Source organism: Lentibacillus salinarum (genome assembly GCF_042679865.1).
Taxonomy (GTDB): domain Bacteria; phylum Bacillota; class Bacilli; order Bacillales; family Amphibacillaceae; genus Lentibacillus; species Lentibacillus salinarum.
Genome location: NZ_JBHTNH010000025.1, coordinates 60,406 through 76,793, shown reverse-complemented (window position 1 = coordinate 76,793; position 16,388 = coordinate 60,406). Strand labels below are relative to the sequence as shown.

The 16,388-nt window shown below is 37.0% G+C and carries 18 protein-coding genes; 13 read left to right on the top strand and 5 right to left on the bottom strand.

What is annotated here, in order from left to right; all coding sequences use genetic code 11:
* Positions 1-131 precede the first annotated feature (131 nt).
* From ACFQ4A_RS11935 to ACFQ4A_RS11875, 13 genes are all read left to right on the top strand, one after another.
* On the top strand, positions 132-377 hold the full coding sequence (locus ACFQ4A_RS11935; RefSeq protein WP_382400885.1) for a hypothetical protein: 246 nt from the start codon (positions 132-134) through the stop codon (positions 375-377).
* 142 nt (positions 378-519) lie between these two features.
* Positions 520-654 carry a hypothetical protein gene (locus ACFQ4A_RS11930; protein ID WP_382400883.1) on the top strand — a complete coding sequence of 45 codons (135 nt, stop codon included), beginning with the start codon at positions 520-522 and terminating at the stop codon, positions 652-654.
* A 70-nt stretch (positions 655-724) separates the two neighbouring features.
* Complete coding sequence (locus ACFQ4A_RS11925) at positions 725-2,650, top strand: BglG family transcription antiterminator (protein ID WP_382400881.1); 1,926 nt, start codon at positions 725-727, stop codon at positions 2,648-2,650.
* 248 nt (positions 2,651-2,898) lie between these two features.
* Positions 2,899-4,329, top strand: a complete 1,431-nt coding sequence (locus ACFQ4A_RS11920) for a 6-phospho-beta-glucosidase (RefSeq protein ID WP_382400879.1) — start codon at positions 2,899-2,901, stop codon at positions 4,327-4,329.
* Between the two features lie 47 nt (positions 4,330-4,376).
* Positions 4,377-4,700 carry a PTS cellobiose transporter subunit IIB gene (locus ACFQ4A_RS11915; RefSeq protein ID WP_382400877.1) on the top strand — a complete coding sequence of 108 codons (324 nt, stop codon included), beginning with the start codon at positions 4,377-4,379 and terminating at the stop codon, positions 4,698-4,700.
* A 139-nt stretch (positions 4,701-4,839) separates the two neighbouring features.
* On the top strand, positions 4,840-5,160 hold the full coding sequence (locus ACFQ4A_RS11910; protein WP_382400875.1) for a PTS cellobiose transporter subunit IIA: 321 nt from the start codon (positions 4,840-4,842) through the stop codon (positions 5,158-5,160).
* Between the two features lie 11 nt (positions 5,161-5,171).
* A complete protein-coding gene (locus ACFQ4A_RS11905) occupies positions 5,172-5,675 on the top strand; it encodes a hypothetical protein (RefSeq protein ID WP_382400873.1) in 504 nt (167 codons plus the stop codon).
* A 21-nt stretch (positions 5,676-5,696) separates the two neighbouring features.
* Positions 5,697-7,058, top strand: coding sequence for a PTS cellobiose transporter subunit IIC (gene celB, locus ACFQ4A_RS11900; RefSeq protein ID WP_382400871.1), 1,362 nt, complete (start codon positions 5,697-5,699; stop codon positions 7,056-7,058).
* 159 nt (positions 7,059-7,217) lie between these two features.
* Positions 7,218-8,660, top strand: coding sequence for a glycoside hydrolase family 1 protein (locus tag ACFQ4A_RS11895; RefSeq protein ID WP_382400869.1), 1,443 nt, complete (start codon positions 7,218-7,220; stop codon positions 8,658-8,660).
* A 159-nt stretch (positions 8,661-8,819) separates the two neighbouring features.
* A complete protein-coding gene (locus tag ACFQ4A_RS11890; RefSeq protein WP_382400867.1) occupies positions 8,820-9,506 on the top strand; it encodes a YczE/YyaS/YitT family protein in 687 nt (228 codons plus the stop codon).
* A 114-nt stretch (positions 9,507-9,620) separates the two neighbouring features.
* Positions 9,621-10,712, top strand: a complete 1,092-nt coding sequence (locus ACFQ4A_RS11885; protein WP_382400865.1) for a DUF871 domain-containing protein — start codon at positions 9,621-9,623, stop codon at positions 10,710-10,712.
* Positions 10,713-10,908: 196 nt separating this feature from the next.
* Positions 10,909-11,715 carry a Cof-type HAD-IIB family hydrolase gene (locus ACFQ4A_RS11880; protein ID WP_382400863.1) on the top strand — a complete coding sequence of 269 codons (807 nt, stop codon included), beginning with the start codon at positions 10,909-10,911 and terminating at the stop codon, positions 11,713-11,715.
* A 168-nt stretch (positions 11,716-11,883) separates the two neighbouring features.
* The gene (locus ACFQ4A_RS11875) at positions 11,884-12,057 is read left to right on the top strand and encodes a Zn-dependent hydrolase (RefSeq protein WP_382400861.1); all 174 of its coding nucleotides are present in this window, start codon (positions 11,884-11,886) and stop codon (positions 12,055-12,057) included.
* A gap of 207 nt (positions 12,058-12,264) precedes the next feature.
* On the opposite strand, the gene ACFQ4A_RS11870 is transcribed toward ACFQ4A_RS11875, so the two are convergent.
* The 5 genes from ACFQ4A_RS11870 to ACFQ4A_RS11850 form a co-directional block, all read right to left on the bottom strand.
* Positions 12,265-13,257 carry a tagatose 1,6-diphosphate aldolase gene (locus ACFQ4A_RS11870; RefSeq protein ID WP_382400859.1) on the bottom strand — a complete coding sequence of 331 codons (993 nt, stop codon included), beginning with the start codon at positions 13,255-13,257 and terminating at the stop codon, positions 12,265-12,267.
* Between the two features lie 21 nt (positions 13,258-13,278).
* Positions 13,279-14,208: a 1-phosphofructokinase gene (gene pfkB, locus ACFQ4A_RS11865; RefSeq protein ID WP_382400857.1), complete on the bottom strand. Its 930-nt coding sequence runs from the start codon at positions 14,206-14,208 to the stop codon at positions 13,279-13,281.
* A gap of 274 nt (positions 14,209-14,482) precedes the next feature.
* The gene (gene lacB, locus ACFQ4A_RS11860; protein WP_382400855.1) at positions 14,483-15,001 is read right to left on the bottom strand and encodes a galactose-6-phosphate isomerase subunit LacB; all 519 of its coding nucleotides are present in this window, start codon (positions 14,999-15,001) and stop codon (positions 14,483-14,485) included.
* Between the two features lie 16 nt (positions 15,002-15,017).
* Positions 15,018-15,443, bottom strand: coding sequence for a galactose-6-phosphate isomerase subunit LacA (lacA, locus tag ACFQ4A_RS11855; RefSeq protein ID WP_382400853.1), 426 nt, complete (start codon positions 15,441-15,443; stop codon positions 15,018-15,020).
* A gap of 1 nt (position 15,444) precedes the next feature.
* Complete coding sequence (locus ACFQ4A_RS11850) at positions 15,445-16,224, bottom strand: DeoR/GlpR family DNA-binding transcription regulator (protein ID WP_382400851.1); 780 nt, start codon at positions 16,222-16,224, stop codon at positions 15,445-15,447.
* Between the last annotated feature and the right edge of the window lie 164 nt (positions 16,225-16,388).

The window sequence follows — 16,388 nt, the reverse complement described above, 5'->3', positions numbered from 1 at the left end:
TTCAAATACATTATATTTTTCTTGGAAATCATTCATAACGGTCAACTCCCAGGTAATTTAATAGGTTTTTACCTAGTGTTGACACCTATATGAGGTTTTAGACTAAACACTAAATAGCGAAGAAGCAGTATTTGGCTATCCATTTTGATTTAGATGTACTTGATCCGAGCATTTTTAGGTCGGTACTTCATGCTAATTATTCAGAAGAGGAAATTGGTGCTCCTTCTGGAAAAATGGATTTTCCTCAAGTCACTCGTTTAATAGAAGATGTTTTTAATCAAACAGAGGTGGTTGAATTAGGTATAACTGAGCATTTACCGTGGGATGCTATTCATCTAAAAAACATGTTAAATAGTATACCAATACTTAATGATTAAAACTTATTAGACAATACTCAGAATGTATGCCATAATAGTTTCCGATTTATCAATCGTTCCAGCAAAAGCGTTGGTGCAGGTGTCGACAGCATGGTATTCTCACATCCGACTAGTTCCGAGCCGCTGGGGAGTAGGAGTGCTCATGGAAGAAGGGAATTTATTTCACTTGATTAACAACTGCATAAAAGGATTTTTGGCCATCGCCTTGCGCGGTGGCCACTGTGTTGCAGGAGGAAATATCTTTTCGCCATGGTTCGACAAACAATCCAATTATTAAGTTGTCTTTTCAATTTTTCTATTCTATACTAGTGATAAAGAACTATTTGCATATAAGGGGAATCAATGAGATGAACACCCGTCTGCAACAAATTATCCAACAGCTGTTGACAACTGATGAATTACAAACAAGCTCTGAACTTGCTACCGCTTTGCAAGTTAGTTCAAAAACGATTCGCACCGATATTAAGGAAATAAGTAAACTATTAAATAACGATATTGCATATATTGAATCACACCGTGGAAAAGGATTTCGAATAAATGTCATAAATGAAGATGGATTTAAACAGTTTTTGCAAAAAACTGTCGAAAAAAATAATCAAGTTGTGCCAACTGAACCCGAAAATCGGATACAGTTTTTGATAGAAAGGCTTTTATTGCAATCTTCCTATATTAAAATGGATGATCTTGCTGAGGAACTGTTTATTAGTCGATCCACCTTGCAAACTGATTTAAAAAATGTTCGCGAAGTTATGGAACGTTATAACTTGTTCCTTGATCATAAACCTAATTATGGAATTAAAGTGTTCGGGGATGAAATAAAAATTCGTTTTTGCATTTCCGAATATATTTTCAATCAAAAGCCGAATATGGTTGACCAAACAGCAAATTGGATAGAAATCTTGCCAAAGGACGAAATGGAATGGATTCGAGATAGTATCCTTTCCAAGTTAAGGAAACATAAAATAATTATTACTGATATTAGTTTGCATAATTTAATTACTCATATAGCAATTGCGTGTAAGCGGATTCGTGATGAAAAAGTGGTTGAAATCTATCGGGAAGAGCTTAGTAGGATTACTGACAAAAAGGAATATACGATAGCAAAGGAAATTGTCGAAGAAATAGAACAAAAATTAAAGGTATCTTTTTCGGTTAATGAAACTGCTTATTTAGCCATTCATTTACAAGGTACCAAAAAGGTGCATTCCGAAACCGAAATAGAAGAAGTCAAATCTATACTGGACGAGGATATCCAAGATTTAACCAGGAATATTCTCGAAAGGATAGATAACGTATACTCGTTGGATCTTTCTGGAGATAAAGAATTGATAATGGCTCTTAGCTTACATTTAAAACCGGCAATTAACAGGTATACGTACCAGATGAACCTGAGAAACCCAATGCTGGAGGAGATTAAAAATAAATACCCATTTTCCTTTGAAGCGGCGCTTACCGGGGCGGATGTTATTAGGAAAAAATTAGGTATTTCCATTGATGAAAGTGAAATTGGATACATGGCACTCCATATTGAGGCCGCACTGGAAAGGCAAGAGAAAAGTGAGAGAAACAAAAAACGCTGTTTGATTGTTTGCGCTTCTGGATTAGGAACAGCACAATTGCTTTTAATGAAATTAAAAAATCAATTTCGTGATGAGTTGAATATTGTGGGTACAACAGAGTACTATAATTTAAATAGTCAATCTATTCATAATTTAGATTTGATCATCAGTACTATCCCAATTCCTGAAAAGTTACCTATTCCAGTCGTTCAAGTAAGCACGCTACTTGGTAATCAGGATGTAAATAAAATTGAAAAATTAATCCATAACGATATCGAAATTATGAAGAACTATATGCGGGAACAGTTTACTTTCTTAAAAATGGACTTTTCGACAAAGGAAGAAGTCATTCAATTTTTAGGAAACAAATTGTTGGAATCTGGAAAGGTTAATGCCGATTTTGTCGCTTCTGTCTTAGAACGTGAAAAATATTCACCTACCAGCTTTGGCAATTTGGTCGCCATCCCCCATCCGATGGAACCGCAAACGGATGCTACTTTCTGGTCCATTGTCACGTTAAGGAATCCAATTCAATGGGGAAGTAAACCTGTTCAGATCATTTGCTTGCTCAATATCAGTAAAGACAAACAGATGGATGATTTAAAACCAATGTACGATGTGTTAGTGAAAATGTTGGATAATCGACCTTTGCTGCAAAAATTACTGCAATGTGAAACATATAGTGAATTTAAATGGGCATTGACCAAGGCTTAAACAGATGTAGCGTAAACCTGCATCTGTTTTTTTGTGTCTTTTAGCCTATTTCCGTTGGCAACGGAAAAACGTCCTCTACAGGTGATAACGGTTTCATTCTACAATAAAGATACAGCAAATTAATATTACGCAACATGCTGAAGTCAGGACGAGATGTTTGTTATTTTGCAAAATTGTTAATCTGCAGATTATCATAGTAAAGCAATGAAAGCGATCCAAGATAGATTACAGAAAGGAGTGGATTTCAGTTGTCTAAATTACCTGATGACTTCTTATGGGGTGGCGCTGTCGCCGCGCACCAATTAGAAGGTGCTTGGAATAAAGGAGGCAAAGGGGTAAGCGTTGCTGACGTTATGACGAAAGGCGCACATGGTGTCCCTCGTGAAATTACAGAGGGCGTTATAGAAGGTAAAAATTATCCAAACCACGAAGCAATTGATTTTTATCATTGTTATAAAGAGGATATTAAATTATTCAGTGAAATGGGTTTTAAATGTTTTAGAACCTCTATAGCCTGGTCCCGTATTTTTCCGAATGGTGATGAAACGGAACCAAATGAAGAAGGATTAAAGTTCTACGATAATTTATTTGATGAGTGCTTGAAATACGGCATTGAACCGGTTGTAACGTTGTCCCACTTTGAAATGCCTTATCACCTTGTGACGGAATATGGTGGTTTTCGAAATCGGAAGTTAATTGATTTCTTCGTAAAGTTTGCTCGCGTATGTTTTGAGCGTTACAAAGATAAAGTTAACTATTGGATGACGTTCAACGAAATTAATAACCAAGCAAATTTCCACGATGATTTTGCTCCATTCACGAACTCTGGTATTCGATATAAAGAAGGCGAAGATCGTGAAAACATTATGTATCAAGCTGCTCATTATGAGCTCGTAGCAAGTGCACAAGCTGTAACGATTGGTCATGACATTAATCCGGATTTTCAAATCGGATGTATGATTGCTATGTGTCCAATATATCCATCGACTTCACATCCAAAAGATATGTTAATGGCACAAAAAGCAATGCAAAAGCGCTATTACTTTACTGACGTTCATGTTCATGGAGAATACCCTAAGTACATGACAAGGTATTTTGAACGCAAAAGTTTTCATTTAGATATTACAAAAGAAGATTTAGAGATCTTAAAAGAAGGCACAGTAGATTATATTGGTTTTAGTTATTACATGTCATTTGCGATTAGCTATCAACAGTCTACTGAAGAGTATGATTACGATGAGACACGAGATCTAGTTAACAATGAATATATTAAAACTTCTGATTGGGGATGGCCAATCGATCCTGAAGGTCTTCGTTATTCATTGAACTGGTTAACCGACATGTATCATTTGCCTCTCTTTATTGTAGAAAATGGATTGGGTGCAATTGATGAATTCGGGGAAGACAGCAACATTCATGATGATTATCGTATTGAATACCTTAGAGCGCATATCAAACAAATGGCTAAAGCAGTTAATGAAGACGGTGTTGATTTAATCGGATATACACCATGGGGCTGTATCGATTTAGTATCAGCAGGCACTGGTGAAATGCAGAAACGGTACGGATTTATCTATGTTGATAAAGATAATGAAGGCAATGGTACTTTAGAACGTTATCGTAAAGATTCTTTCTATTGGTATAAAGATGTTATTTCCTCAAATGGAGAGAAACTATAGCAATTAGTATAAATCCTAAATAAATAAATTTGATGGAGGAATGCAGGATGAAAAACGTATTGATTATTTGTGCAGGTGGTATGTCATCTTCGTTGATGGCAAAGAAGACAACAGAATTTTTAAAAAATAAAGGAAATGAAATTGAAGTAGATGCTACTTCTGCTACGGAAGGCAGTAAGATGATTGAATCAAGTAACTTTGACTTATTTCTGGTAAGCCCTCAAACAAAAATGTATTATGAAAATCTTAAAGCAGCTGGTGATCGTGTAGGTAAACCAGTTGTAAACATTCCGCCGCAAGCATACGCCCCTATTCCCATGGGCATTGAAAAATTAGGAAACGTCATTTTACAAGAACTTCCGAATCAATAATTTGTTATGTCTATCAATAATCTTATGACAGTAATTTTCCAATAGAAATTATATGTCCAAGGGGGGTGACTGGAAGAAACTCTTAATAATTTAAATGACTTGTAGATTGTTCAACTTTAGATAGGAAAGGAAGACTTCGATGGAAAAAGAACAAGTTCAAAACGTTGCCTTTGAAATTATTTTGCACAGTGGTTCATCAAGAACAATGATACATGAAGCATTTAAGATGATGCGAGAGAGTGAATTCGAAAATGCAGCAAACAAGCTGGAAGAATCAAATGAAGAATTATTATTGGCACACCAAACACAAACAGAACTATTACAACAATATTCTTCCGGAGAAACAGTTAATACGGAAATTATCATGGTTCATGCACAGGATCACTTAATGACAACGATGACATTGAGAGAAGTTGCTTTAGAAATGTTATACCTGTATGAAAAACTCGAAAACAAATGAGGAATTTGCATATGAAAAACGGTGGAAGTGAACTGATAGAACAAAACAAAAAAAGATTAAGTATTAAATCGATGTACTTTAATCGATATTTACTTGTAAGATATGTTTCTGCATTGTTCTTTTTCACAAATTTGTACTGGCTAATTTCATTGATAATGAGCGATTCATCACTATTTTTTATTCCATTGGTATTACTTATCGTATTATTATTTAGTGTTGCAGAACAGGCTAAAATTTTTAGTAACCATACGAATAATGCCAAATACACAATATATTGCTTTATGGTTTTGCTTATTACAAATGTGGGTTTGGTAGTACCGACTAGTTTTTCATCTATGTTTACTCAATTATATCCTTTTCTCGTAAATCAACCGAAGTCCAAAATCTTAGTTTTAAGTATTTTGGTTATAGGGATATTATTAAGTGTATTAATTATCAAACGTTTAAACCGGATTAAACATAATGAGGATAAGCATTATAAACGCATCAAGAAATATGAAGGGGCTATTAATTAACAATAGAAGGGGGAATTTCACATGAGTTCAGGAAACAAGATATTCGATACTTTGGAAAAGTATTTAATGGGTCCTATGGGAAAAATTGCATCATTGCGTATTGTACGTGCCGTAATGGCTGCAGGGATGGCTTCTATTCCTTTTGTCATCGTAGGTTCGATGTTCCTGGTGTTCAACGTATTGCCACAAACATTCACATTTTTGGAAGGCTTTTTCAATAGCACTTTTTTTAGAGTCAGTGATTTGTATATGCTGGCGAATAAAGCAACGATGGGACTATTAGCGTTATACTTCGGCCTTGTTGTTGGTTATGAGTATACAAGAATAATTGCTGAAGAAGAAGAATTATCTTTAAGCCCTGTGAGTGGTGCTTTACTATCAATGTTTGCTTTCTTTATGACGATTCCTCAATTAGTTTTAGAAGATGGCAAAATATCTCTAGTACACCAGATTAATGAGGATACAACAATTGTCCATGGATGGGAAATGGTCGCAGATGGTGTAAGCCGTTTAGGGGCAACAGGAATATTCTCAGCAATTATTATGGCTGTATTGGCTGTGCAACTATATAGGCTCTGCGTGAAAAGGAATTGGGTTATAAAAATGCCGGAATCAGTACCGTCTGGTGTATCCAATGCATTCACAGCTTTAATACCAGCATTTGTTGTTGCTTTTGCTGTTCTATTAATTAACGGTATTTTAGTTGCATTAGGCACGGATATATTTAAAGTGATAGCTATTCCTTTTGGATTTGTTGTCAATTTAACCAATAGCTGGCTAGGTATCATGGTTATTTACTTCTTAATCCACGCACTTTGGATTGTAGGTATTCACGGAGCAAATATTATTTATCAAGGATTTCTTTTTCCAATTGTTCTTTCAAATTTAGAATCCAATGTGGATGGAGCAAATATTCCATTCGCAGGTGAATTCCAGAATGCTTTCGTAGTGATTGGTGGTTCTGGAGCAACTCTAGGTCTATGCTTATTTATTGCATTTTTAGCTAAATCAACGCAATTGAGAGTTTTAGGTAAAACATCTGTTGCCCCTGGTATTTTTAACATTAATGAACCATTAATATTCGGACTGCCGATTGTTTATAACCCATTCTTAGCTATTCCGTTCTTTGCTGCGCCAATGATTTCGGCATCAATCGCTTATTGGGCAATTAAACTACAGATTGTTCAACCAATTATTGCAATGATGCCTTGGCCTACTCCTGTGGGTGCAGGTGCTTTTATTAGCACAGGTGGAGACTACATGGCAGTAATTGTCGCAATTTTATGCGTTATTGTATCATTTCTAATTTGGTTACCATTCATTAAAATGTACGATAATAAGTTAGTTAAGCAAGAACAGGGTGAGGAATCAGCAGTCATCTAATGTTATTGCTAAACTAGTTGCAGATGAAATGATGGAAGCGCATTAAAATACCTTCCTCAACTTCTCAAAAAGAATAAATAGTATCAACTAATATGGCACCGGCGTATTGCCGGTCCATATTATTGTTATCAGATATAGAATAAAAGGAGCAATTCATTTATGTTACATGAGAGTCTAAAATCGTTTCCAAAAGATTTTCTTTGGGGTGCCGCCTCTGCAGCATATCAAATAGAGGGTGCATGGGACGTCGATGGGAAGGGTATTTCCAATTGGGATAAATTCGTACGGATTCCCGGTAAAACATTTAAAGGAACAAATGGTGATGTAGCAGTTGACCATTATCATCGTTATCGTGAAGATGTTCAATTGATGGCGGAAATGGGATTGAAAACATACCGATTCTCCGTGTCATGGCCCCGCATCTACCCAAATGGACGAGGTGAGGTAAATCAAAAAGGTATCGATTTCTATAACAATCTAATTGATGCATTAATCAAGAACAATATTGAGCCGATTTTAACCATTTATCACTGGGATTTGCCGCAAGCCCTGCAAGATGAGTATGGCGGATGGGAATCAAGAAAAATTGTAGAGGATTTCAAAAACTACAGTATTACTTTATATAAAGCGTTTGGCGATCGTGTGAAGTACTGGGTTTCACTAAATGAGCAAAATATCTTTACTCGTTTGGGCTATCAAACAGCAATGCATCCACCTGGAGTGAAAGATGACAAGTTGTTTTATCAGGTTAATCATCATGCAAGTTTAGCCAATGCTGCTGCTATTAAGGAATTCCGTAACTATGTTCCTGATGGAAAAATAGGGCCAAGCTTTGCTTATTCACCGGCATATGGGGCTACTTCCAAACCCGAGGATGTTCTTGCGGCAGAAAATGCGGAAGAGCTTACCAATCATTGGTGGATGGATGTGTATGCATGGGGAGAATATCCAACAGCATCATGGAATTATCTTGGGCGAAAAGGGATAGCTCCACAGTTGGAAGATGGTGATTTGGAATTATTAAAAGAAAGCAAGCCGGATTTTATGGGTGTAAATTATTATCAAACAACAACGTATGAAAAAAATCCATTGGATGGCGTTACATCAGAGGGTCACTTTAATAATACCGGAAAAAAAGGAACCATGGAAGATACCGGTGTTCCAGGTCTCTTTAAAACCGTTAAAAATGAAAATATGGAAAGAACGAACTGGGACTGGAATATTGATCCCCAAGGATTGCGTATCGGTCTTCGCAGGATAACAAATCGTTATTCGCTGCCGATTCTCATTAGTGAAAATGGTCTTGGCGAATACGATAAAGTTGAAGCAGACGGATCCATCCAAGACCATTATCGGATTCACTATATCGGTGCCCATTTGAAAGCTATTCAGGAAGCCATTACAGATGGGGTTGATGTGATTGGGTATTGTGTATGGTCATTCACGGACCTTCTAAGCTGGTTAAATGGCTTTCAGAAACGCTATGGTTTAGTGCATGTCAACCAGCATGAGGAAGGAGAGCATGACCTCAAACGTACGAAAAAGAAAAGTTTCTATTGGTATAAAGAGGTTATTGCCAGTAATGGAAGTGAACTCGAATAATAATACGTAAAGGCGCTAATGTACTGGTTCTTTCCGAAAGAGCATTTAATTATCCTTTAGATAACGTTTTTAAAATTGATGGGACATGCTGGATGATAAAAACAGTTTTGTCCCATTCTACATGACAGTGCAGTCAAAATTCGTCGTTAAGGAGAACAAATGAAGCAATTAAAAAGAATAATATTATTATCAACATTAATTACAATAAATGGATTCGCCGTATCTTTAACTTTAAAAGCTGCAATTGGTGTTGGGGCTTGGGACGCATTAGCACAATCAATTTCTTATTTATCCGGAATTAAAGTAGGAACCATTGGAATAATTTTAAATAGTTCTTGTGTGTTAGGACAATGGATTCTACTTAGAAAACACTTTAGTTTTAGACATCTTTTACAAGTTCCTGTTAGCATTCTCCTAGGGATTGTTGTAAATGTTTTCTTGTACGATGTTTTTAGTTCGATTATCATTGATAGTTATGCAGTGAACTTGATGTTGTTAATTATTGGTTATGTAATTATAGCTGGTGCAGTCGGGTCTATAATGGTATTGGATGTTGTAACCTTCGCATTAGAAGGTTCTTGTATGGCTTTGGCTAAAACAACAAAGTTGAAGTTTACTGTAGTGAGACAATGGGCCGATATTTTAAGTATTCTTTTTGCGGTTCTGTTTACATTTGGGTTTTCTTTACCACCAACAATAAGGGAAGGAACCATAATAGGGATGCTAATATTTGCGCCATTGATGGGATTCTTTATGAAACGGATTCGAGTAGTTTTTAGGAAATTAGGTTTAATAGAAGAAGTAAATAACATTGATGTAGATAAGGGTTCGGTAAGTGTAGTTTGAGCTGCAGATAGAATTCTACACAAAATAGACGATTAGCGCAAGGACTTATAAAAAAGTAGTTTAATAATCAAAATACTATAAAACGGAATCAATTTAACAAGGAGGAAAAATGTTATGAAAAAACTAGGTGTATCCGTTTATCCTTCAAGTAGTAATGTCAAACGGGATAAAGCATATTTAGATCTTGCTCATAAGTTGGGGTTTACGAGAATTTTCACAAGTCTACTCGAAATTAAGGGAGACAAGGACGAAGTAGTCAATAAGTTTAGGAATATTATTGAATACGGTAATTCGCTTGGGATGGAAACGATTTTGGATATCAACCCAGGATTATTTGAGCAATTAGGTGTTAGCTATAGTGATCTCCGTTTTTTTAAACAAATAGGTGCTTGGGGAATACGTCTGGATTTGGGTTTTACAGGTGCAGAGGAAGCAAAGATGACAAGGAATTCACATAATCTAATAGTTGAAGTTAATATGAGCAGTGGTACAAGGTACATCGATAATGTGATGAGTTTTCAGCCAAACACAGATAAATTATATGCTTCTCATAACTTTTACCCGCAAAAATATTCGGGCATTTCTCAAAACCATTTTGAGCAGACAACAGAAATGTTCAATAAATATAATCTTCAGACAGCAGCATTTGTAACTTCCCAGCATGGAGAAATAGGACCATGGCCCGTTCAGAAGGGATTATGTACGTTAGAACAACACAGGAACCTTTCTATTCACACACAAGTAACTCATTTTCGATTGATGAACATGATTGATGATTTAATAATCGGAAACGCTTATGCAACAGAAATAGAATTGCAACGTATGTCAAAGGCTTATCTTTCAACGCTGCCATCTCTTGAAGTGGAATTTGCTAAAAACATAACCAATACAGAAGCAACGATTGTATTGGAAGAAGAACATCAGTATAGAGGGGATCGATCTGTATATATGGTTCGTTCCTCATCGCCACGGGTGAAATATAAAAAAGTAGATATTCCTCCACATAACACGGGGGCGATTAAAAGAGGAGACATCGTTATTTGTAATACTCATTCTGGACAATATAAAGGAGAATTACAAATAGCCTTGCAAGATATGGATAATGATGGTGATAGAAACGTAGTGGGTAAATTAAAGAAGGAATCTATCTTTTTATTAGATTTTTTAAAGCCATGGACAGAATTTGTGTTTACGTACAATGGATAGTAAACTTATGAACGGGATGTCACTTACAATCCGTACTTTTACTGTGATAGATAATTTTGCCAAACACTACTATTATGCATCTTTTTTCGATTGAGGTCAAAAATCACCCACTCTATCCATTCAGGTGGATCACGACGTTTTTCAACATATATGATAGAATAATAGGCAAATGGACAGAAGTAAGCGAGGAATGCACATGATGAAAAAACTGGTCTTTTTTGACATAGATGGCACCCTGCTTGATGACGAAAAGAAGCTGCCGGAATCGACAAAACAAGCAGTTGCTGATTTGCAAGAAGCCGGCCATACAGTAGCGATTGCGACAGGCCGGGCACCATTTGCGTTTGAACCGTTATTGCGTGAACTGAATATTAACACGTATGTAAGCATTAATGGGCAATATGCTGAGCATAATGATGAGGCCATTTACAAAAATCCATTACGAGCTTCTGTACTTGAGGAGTTGGAATTGCATGCCAAGCTTCGGAACCACCCATTAATGTATGTTAATGAAGAAAATTGGTACTCGAACACGGAAGAGCACCCGCATATCAGTGCAGCGATAGATTCACTCAGAGTTAATCAGAAAGTGACATATGATCCTATGTTTTATCAGGATGGCGTGGTGTACCAAGCGTTCTTATTTTGTGAGGAATATGGTGAAACAGCCTATAGACAGGCGTTCTCAGATTTGGAATTTATCCGCTGGCATGACTATGCGGTCGATGTCATGCCTGCTGGCGGATCCAAAGCTGCAGGTATTAAAAAATTGACCGAGCATCTGCAATTTTCTCCTTATGATGTCTATGCATTTGGAGATGGACTGAATGATATAAAAATGCTGCAGACTGTGAAGAACAGTATCGCCATGGGCAATGCGTCTGATGTTGTGAAGGAAGCGGCCAGTGCTGTGACGAAAGCTGTGAACGAAGATGGCATCTGGCACGGGGTGCGAATGGCTGGGCTGGTTTCCAATGGAATTCCACGTACAATCCGCCGCTGAATACACCTTGGAATCGCATGGAAGTCTATGGCTACGGAGTAAGAAATGTTGTGTAATCAATACGGGAACTGTTTTGGCACTGTGTCGATTTCGAGTTTGGTTTGTAGCAAAGGCTTAATGAAAGGTATGTAATAGTAATAATAAGGGATGTTAGAAAGAGGGTGTATGATGCAAGAGCTTAAAATGGAATCCAAGGAATTCAGAAGGATTATTCAAAATCTGCGCCTAGAAGGTATCACACTTCACCCGTCTCTACAAAAAAGAGTGGTAGAACTTATCACCTCTGGGGTTACCATTACACCTGCCGTTATTAAGGACACGTTGAAATACGGGAAAGTATAATATCTATAACTTTCTACAGCAAGTGGCAGCGTGCAAGAATGCTGATCAGGAAGTAAGACTATAATAACCAAACATCACCATGATAATGGGGTTGCGTATAAATTTATACATTAAGGAATTATATCCTATAATAAAATTGCGCAATTTATCGGTAGATAGTAAAAAGACCAAGTTCACTATATCTGAACTTGGTCTTCCCAACATATTCTACTCAACAAATCCGCTCCATGGTGTTGCTGTTTCCTTAATGGCTTTTTTCACTTTAGTTAAGTTTTCCAAGCCGGTTGTTTCGAGCCATCGATATTGTGCTTCCTTGCCTTCTTCTGCAAATGGTTGAACGCCGTCTTTCCAGATAGCCCGTCCGCAAAGGCTGCCGCTGAATTTGGCACCGGCGTCTTTGGCAAAATGCAAAGTTTCGACAAATTGGTCGTTCGTTACGCCGCCGCTTAAATAAATGAATGGCAGACGGCTTTTTTTAGAGCACGTGCGATAGAAGTTTGCCGCTTCTTCCTTACTGAATACAGGTTCATAATTATCATATTGCTCGTAGCCTTCAATATTATAAATGGATACTGGTACTTCCACTTTCAACAGGTCAATGCCGTATTCTTCTTTGGAAAATTCGGTCATGAAATACTCGACAATTTCTGGCTTTTTCTTGGCAAATGCCGCGCTTTTTGAACCTAAACCTTCCGCACTGTAGGAAACAGGTTCTAATATAAACAGCAAATCATTCTGTTTACATTCATCACCGACACGCTTAATGAATGCTTTTTTGATGGTATTATATTTTTCTTCTTCGTTATGATCATAATAGACTAACAGTTTTAATGCACTTGCACCTTTACCCATTAAGTCCTGTACAGCATAGTTATCAACTAAATTCGGCAAACGTCCTTTTTCGGAAGTGTCATAGCCGGTTTTTTCATAGGCCATAATCAACCCAATCTCATCATTTAATTTGCTTGCTGCATTCCAGCCGTATTCTGGATCAAGCAATAGGGAGGAAGACTGGTTTGCGAGCACTTCGCTGACGCCTTCTTTAAATTGGCTTACACCATCTTCGTAAGAAATCTCGTTATTGAATGACGTAATCATTTTTCCTAATGAGCCGCGTTGGTCCATGGCTGTGGCTATAACAACGTGATTATTATCAGAAATTAACTTCAAACCGCGTTTTTTCCCAGGTGTGAGTTTCATTTACTAGTCCTCCTGTCTCCATTAAATGCTCTCCACACGAATCTGCTCCATACACCATTTAATTTTTTCCGGATTTACAGCGCCCGTTTGTGCTTCCATCGCATTGAGAACGCCCATTGTCAGTGCGTATTTTACAAGTTCTTCATCATTCAAACCGCGCGACAATCCAACAGCAAATCCTGCAATAACCGCGTCACCAGAACCAACCGGATTGACCGCGTAAACGGTAGGTGTGGACACCCGGTATATTTCTTCGTTGTGTTTCACAAAAGCGCCGGATGATCCTGTTGTCACAACGACCCAAGGGACTCCGGTAAACCGTTGTGATTGTAGTGCGGAAATAATCTGCGTATCGTCTGTTACTATTTCCCCGAGTAAATCAGCCAGTTCCTCCTGATTGGGTTTAATTAAGTAAGGTTTGTTGTCGCCTTCAAGCGCGTGATGAAGGAGTTCACCTTTCGTATCCAGTAATACTGGTGTGTCATGCTGAGTGGCGATTTTCACCAGCCGTGCATAAAAATCCTTATCCAGCCCCTTAGGCAAACTGCCGGAAATCGTAACATAATCTACCTTATGTACGTCCTTCGAAAATTGATTTAAAAATTCAGCGACTTCATTTTCATCTATTGCTGGACCAGCTTCTAAAATTTCCGTCTGTTGCCCCTCATGGATCACGGCGATACAATTCCTTGTTGTACCCTCAATATTGACAAAATAGTCATGTATACCCTGGTTAGCTATTTCTGCGCGTATAAAGCTGCCTAAACTGCCACCTAAAAACCCTGTGGCAGCGACGTTTTCTCCGAGCTGTTGGATAACTCTCGATACGTTTAGCCCCTTGCCGCCGGCCGTTTTGGAGACATCAGCTACACGGTTTACGGTATTAAGATTAAACGCGTCAAGCTTATAACTGATGTCAACGGAGGGGTTTAGTGTAATGGTTAAGATCACTTTATATCCGCCTACTTTCACTCTTTAGGAAATTTAATGTTATCGGCAACCGAAACTACCTGTACCAAAAGGTGTCATCGATTACAACATAATCAGCCATTTTCCGCTGGTAATGCTACCAAACTCATCTTCCTGGCCAAGACTAGGCGCCGGTGACAACGAGCATGATGCAAAATCAATGCTCGTTTATCGCCTTTCACATGTTTGGCCAGCACTGCCACATCAGGATGTACATGATGACCACCGCAAATTAGTTCAGCTTCTCGACAATTATTTAGTTATGATATTCGCCGCGGTCCCACTTTTCAAGAAATTCATCGAAGAAGTGTTTATCATCAATATCTTTTAGATGTTTATCCGTTATATTATTAATGTCATCAACTAGCTTTTTGTTTTCAGGCGTTTCTTTGTATTCGGTATTAATAAATGTATTAACAATATTTTGAATTAAATGCAGACCTGTGATTTTACCTCCAACCCCTATAATATTGGCATTTAATTCTTCCTTTGCATATTTAGCACTTGTGTTGTCTCTTACCAGAGCAACCCTTGCTCCTGGTACTTTATTTGCCGATACGGTTATACCTACCCCAGTACCGCAAAGAACAACACCAAGATCACTTTCATTATTAACAACTGACTCTGCCACTTTCTTACCATAAATAGGGTAGTGGGTTCGTGTGAAATCATAAGTACCAAGGTCAACCACTTCATGACCTTGTTTCTTGATGTAATCTGAAATCGCCATTTTAATGTCCGTGACAATATGGTCACAACCAATAGAAATCTTCATCTTTGTATCTCTCCCTCTATAATTTATTTAGCATATCTACACGTATTTGATGTCGACCACCTGAATATGAGCTTTCCAAAAAGGTGGAGGCAATGTTTTTAGCCAGATCCATTCCTACTATTCCTGATCCAAGTGTTATGATGGAGGCATTATTATGATCACAAGTCATTTTTGTAGAATGTTCATCTGAAACCTCTGCTGCAATGATCCCTTCGATCTTGTTGACTGACATAAAGGAGCCGACACCATATCTATCTATAAGAATTCCTTTATCAGCTTTTCCTTCAGTTATACCTTTCCCTACAAGCATTGAGGATTCTACAAAATTCACGTTCGATTTTGGTGTAACATCCAAAACATTATACCCTTCTTTTTCCAAAAATACTTTTAATGATTCTTTAAAAGTAAAGCCATCCCTGTCAGAGCCAATAATAACTGTCATACTACTTGTCCTCCTTAAATCCTTCATTATAATTTATGATTTTAGTATAATCAGAGTATTTATCTATTAGACTTTTATCTAATTTAGTATCAGTAATTAGTGCATTGAATCTGCTTAATCTATAAAATGAATAGAAATCTTCTTTATCAATTTTTGAGTGATCACATAAAATATATTTCTCGTATGAGTTGTCTAACATCATTGATTGTATATCGCCTTCTTCATCGTTATAGTTGTAAACTGCATCACCATAAACTCCATTAACGCCAATAAAGGCTTTCTTTACTCGGATTTTTTTTATTGTATCTATAGTAAAGCTTCCAACAAATGCACCGGTTCTTTCTCTATATTTACCACCCACAAGTATAACTTCAAATTTGTCATCATTCTTAAATTTTTCGAACACTTGCAGGGAATTTGTAATTACCTTCGCAAAATTGATATCCAGGTAATCGTAAATGAATTCATTTGTTGTTCCCGCACCGATATAAACCGTATCGTTAGTATTGATTAAAGAGCTGGCTATTTTAGCAATATATTTTTTTTCCTCAATAAATAGAGAAGACTTTTCGATGTGTGATAATTCCCTGTCGGTAATTTCTTTTTTTCTTTTTGCTCCACCATGTATTTTCTCTAGGACACCCTCGTTTTCCAAAAACTGCAGGTCTCTTCGGATTGTCATTTCGGTTACATTAAACATTTCTTTAATATCACTGATTTGAATGAAGTTATTTTTCTCTAAAAATTGCTTTATCTTATTTAAGCGTTGCTCTCTAATCATAATCGCCAGTCCTTTTTAATAATTTATGTTTGGAAATGTGTCAAAATGATGTAATAGAAACTTACTATATAATTGCAATTTAGTCAAGGTGTAACTGCTTACAAAAAGACTATTGACATTTGTATAGCCATAATGTAATATTAAAAATACAACATTTTGAAACA